Origin of the sequence: Pseudomonas yamanorum (assembly GCF_013386765.1) — a bacterium.
In the GTDB taxonomy this organism is placed as follows: domain Bacteria; phylum Pseudomonadota; class Gammaproteobacteria; order Pseudomonadales; family Pseudomonadaceae; genus Aquipseudomonas; species Aquipseudomonas yamanorum_A.
Genome location: NZ_JACARE010000067.1, coordinates 1 through 3,488, shown reverse-complemented (window position 1 = coordinate 3,488; position 3,488 = coordinate 1). Strand labels below are relative to the sequence as shown.

Here is a 3,488-nt window from a genome sequence, read left to right as displayed (position 1 = left end):
TAACGGATATGTACACACACCAAGAAACAATTCCCACCGCATTCCGGCGCGAACAAAACTGTTCCCATGACGCGCACGTAACCCCCGCCTGTGACCTTTCTCTACGGCAACGTGCCATCACCGCAAATGCAGTTACCCCGCTACACACTTAAACTCAGAAAAATACCGCACCATTTTCGCGCAGGCATTTCCTACGCCGCCCTTTCCTGGATCAGAATCCACGGTGAAACCACCACCGCCCACAAGCTCGGATCCCGCTCAACCAGGTCCAATGCCCGCGTCGCAGACACCTCGCCAAGACTCCCCGCAGCCAGCCAGGCAGCGACTTTCTCACGGTTATCCTCAGCCATGCCCTCGGCAGCCTCGATCAAATCCAGCCCGGCGTCGACCCACAATAGGGCACCCTTGGCAAAGAACGGCTCAAGCTCCTTCCAGGAAATTTCGGCGGTTTCACCAAGCAGCTTGGCATAGAGGGTGCTAGGTTCTTGCGTCATGGGAGTCCACCTGAAGAAAAATCGGCGCAATCATACCGTCGAGCGGCAGGCAGAAAAACCCAGTTGCAAATGAGGCACCGAACGAAAGTGTCAGGAAAGCCAAGGATTGCCCGATACTCTGGCATCACCCCGCCGCAATTCTGTCTTTTTCTTTCATTTAAGCGACATACCCGGGTTTTGCCCCCAGCAGCCAGCTTTTCAAGCGATCAACCGGCGCTCTACACTGTACCGGTACAGTTGCCAGGCCGCTGCCGGGGGATATCCGAGATATCTGATCCGGTTCTGCAGCTCACAAGGCCGCTAGAACTATAAAAAATACAACAGCAAGAGTGGAGCACTATGAATAAGGCTACTAAGCAGATTTCCAAACTGTTTGCCGCTATGGTCCTGGCTGGGGTTGCCGGCCATTCGTTCGCAGCTGACACCATCAAGATCGGGATTGCCGGCCCTAAAACCGGCCCTGTGACCCAGTATGGCGACATGCAGTTCATGGGCGCCAAGCAGGCTATCGCCGACATCAACGCCAAGGGCGGCGTCGATGGCAAAATGCTCGAAGCCAAAGAATACGACGACGCTTGCGATCCAAAACAAGCCGTAGCCGTAGCCAACAAAGTGGTCAACGACGGCGTCAAGTTTGTAGTCGGTCACCTCTGCTCCAGCTCCACTCAGCCAGCGTCCGACATTTACGAAGACGAAGGCGTGATCATGATCACCCCGGCCGCCACCAGCCCGGAAATCACTTCCCGTGGCTACAAGCTGATCTTCCGCACCATCGGCCTGGACAGCGCTCAAGGCCCAGCCGCTGGCAACTACATCGCCGACCACGTGAAGCCGAAAGTCGTAGCTGTTATTCACGACAAACAGCAATACGGTGAAGGCATCGCCACCGCGGTTAAACAGACCCTCGAGAAGAAAGGCGTGAAAGTTGCCCTCTTCGAAGGCATCAACGCTGGCGACAAAGACTTCGGCTCGCTGATCCAGAAGCTCAAGCAAGCCAACGTCGACTTCGTCTACTACGGCGGCTACCACCCTGAGCTGGGCCTGATCCTGCGCCAAGCCAAGGAAAAAGGCGTGAACGCCAAGTTCATGGGCCCTGAAGGCGTCGGCAACGATTCCATCTCGCAAATCGCCCAGGGCGCTTCCGAAGGCCTGCTGGTTACCCTGCCGAAGTCTTTCGACACCGATCCTGCCAACAAGGCAATCGTTGAAGAGTTCACCAAGAACAAGCAGGACCCAACCGGTCCGTTCGTGTTCCCGGCCTACTCGGCTGTTGAAGTGATCGCCGGTGGTATCACCGCCGCGAAAAGCGAAGACACCGCCAAAGTGGCTGCTGCCATCCACGCAGGCACCTTCAAGACCCCAACCGGCGACCTGAGCTTCGACGCCAAGGGCGACCTGAAGGACTTCAAGTTCGTGGTCTACGAATGGCACTTCGGCAAACCAAAAACCGAAGTTTCCCCTCAGTAAGCCAGGCGTTACTGGTCAACAAGCCCACTGTGCAAGCAGTGGGCTTTGTTTTACGAGGTTTATGGGCCTGTCACCCGCGATCCGGGAGCTGGCTCACCTGAAAATCTTAAAACCGTCACCAGCGGTTCGCTGGCAAACGCTTTGTGCAACCTGATCACAGAACAGGGCACCGAGCCGGAAATTGACTCCACCAGTGAAATGCGTATCGGGTTTTTAGGAGCGCTGTAATGCCTGAGATCTATCATTTTTTCCAAACGCTGGTTAACGGCATGACCGTTGGCAGCACCTATGCCTTGATAGCCATTGGCTACACAATGGTTTACGGCATCATTGGAATGATTAACTTCGCCCATGGCGAGGTGTACATGATTGGTTCCTACGTGGCCTTCATCGCCCTTGCCGGGCTGGCCATGCTGGGTATCCACTCCCTGCCGCTGTTGATGACCGCTGCGTTCCTGGCGTCCATCGTCGTAACCAGTGCCTATGGCTACAGTATCGAACGCGTTGCGTACCGCCCCTTGCGTGGCAGCAACCGCTTGATCCCGCTGATCTCCGCGATCGGCATGTCGATCTTCCTGCAGAACACCGTATTGCTGTCCCAGGATTCCAAGGACAAATCCATTCCCAACCTGATCCCGGGGAGCTTCTCCTTCGGCCCAGGCGGCGCACAAGAAGTGCTGATTTCGTATATGCAGGTCCTGGTTTTCGTCGTCACCCTGGTGGCGATGCTCGGCCTGACCCTGTTCATCTCCCGCTCCCGTCTGGGGCGCGCCTGCCGGGCCTGCGCCGAAGACATCAAGATGGCCAACCTGTTGGGCATCAACACCAACAACATCATCGCCCTGACCTTCGTCATCGGTGCCGCACTGGCCGCCGTCGCTGCCGTGTTGCTGAGCATGCAGTACGGCGTGATCAACCCCAACGCCGGTTTCCTGGTGGGCCTCAAGGCCTTCACCGCGGCGGTATTGGGCGGCATCGGCAGCATTCCGGGCGCGATGCTCGGCGGGCTGGTGCTGGGCGTGGCTGAAGCCTTTGGCGCCGATGTGTTCGGTGACCAGTACAAGGACGTGGTGGCATTCGGTCTATTGGTTCTGGTGCTGTTGTTCCGGCCGACCGGCATTCTGGGCCGTCCGGAGGTTGAGAAAGTATGAGCAGATATCTTAAATCGGCGTTTTTCAGCGCCTTGCTGGTGTGGGCCGTGGCCTTCCCGGTACTCGGCCTCAAGCTGAGCATTGTCGGGATCAACCTTGAAGTGCACGGCACAGGTCCCGTAACCCTGACCATCATTGCGCTGTGCTCGGTGCTGATGTTCCTGCGGGTGCTGTTTACCCAGCAGGTCGGTGCCCTCCTCAAGTCCAACCGAGGCCCGCTGGTATCGCCCAAGGTCAGCCAGTTCCTGACCCTGCCGCGCACCCAGCGCTACATCATCATCGCCCTCATCGTGGCGGCGTTGATCTGGCCATTCTTCGGTTCCCGTGGCGCGGTGGATATCGCGACGCTGATCCTGATCTACGTGTTGCTGGGCCT

Annotated in this window: 5 protein-coding genes; 4 read left to right on the top strand and 1 reads right to left on the bottom strand. The window is 57.5% G+C overall.

The window, feature by feature from the left end:
- Nucleotides 1–191: 191 nt before the first annotated feature.
- Nucleotides 192–494 (bottom strand): DUF2288 domain-containing protein, encoded by a 303-nt coding sequence (locus tag HX875_RS31515; RefSeq protein WP_017479356.1) that lies wholly within the window; start codon nt 492–494, stop codon nt 192–194.
- 339 nt (nt 495–833) lie between these two features.
- On the opposite strand from HX875_RS31515, the gene HX875_RS31510 reads away from it, so the two are divergent.
- The 4 genes from HX875_RS31510 to HX875_RS31495 all read left to right on the top strand — a co-directional run.
- Nucleotides 834–1,961, top strand: coding sequence for a branched-chain amino acid ABC transporter substrate-binding protein (locus tag HX875_RS31510; RefSeq protein ID WP_177048830.1), 1,128 nt, complete (start codon nt 834–836; stop codon nt 1,959–1,961).
- A 45-nt stretch (nt 1,962–2,006) separates the two neighbouring features.
- A complete protein-coding gene (locus HX875_RS31505; protein WP_003211657.1) occupies nt 2,007–2,189 on the top strand; it encodes a hypothetical protein in 183 nt (60 codons plus the stop codon).
- A complete protein-coding gene (gene livH / locus HX875_RS31500; RefSeq protein WP_017479358.1) occupies nt 2,189–3,112 on the top strand; it encodes a high-affinity branched-chain amino acid ABC transporter permease LivH in 924 nt (307 codons plus the stop codon). The genes HX875_RS31505 and livH overlap by 1 nt, the downstream gene beginning before the upstream one ends.
- The coding region (locus tag HX875_RS31495) for a DUF3382 domain-containing protein (RefSeq protein WP_177048829.1) at nt 3,109–3,488 on the top strand (380 nt) is incomplete at its 3' end. The genes livH and HX875_RS31495, both read left to right, overlap by 4 nt.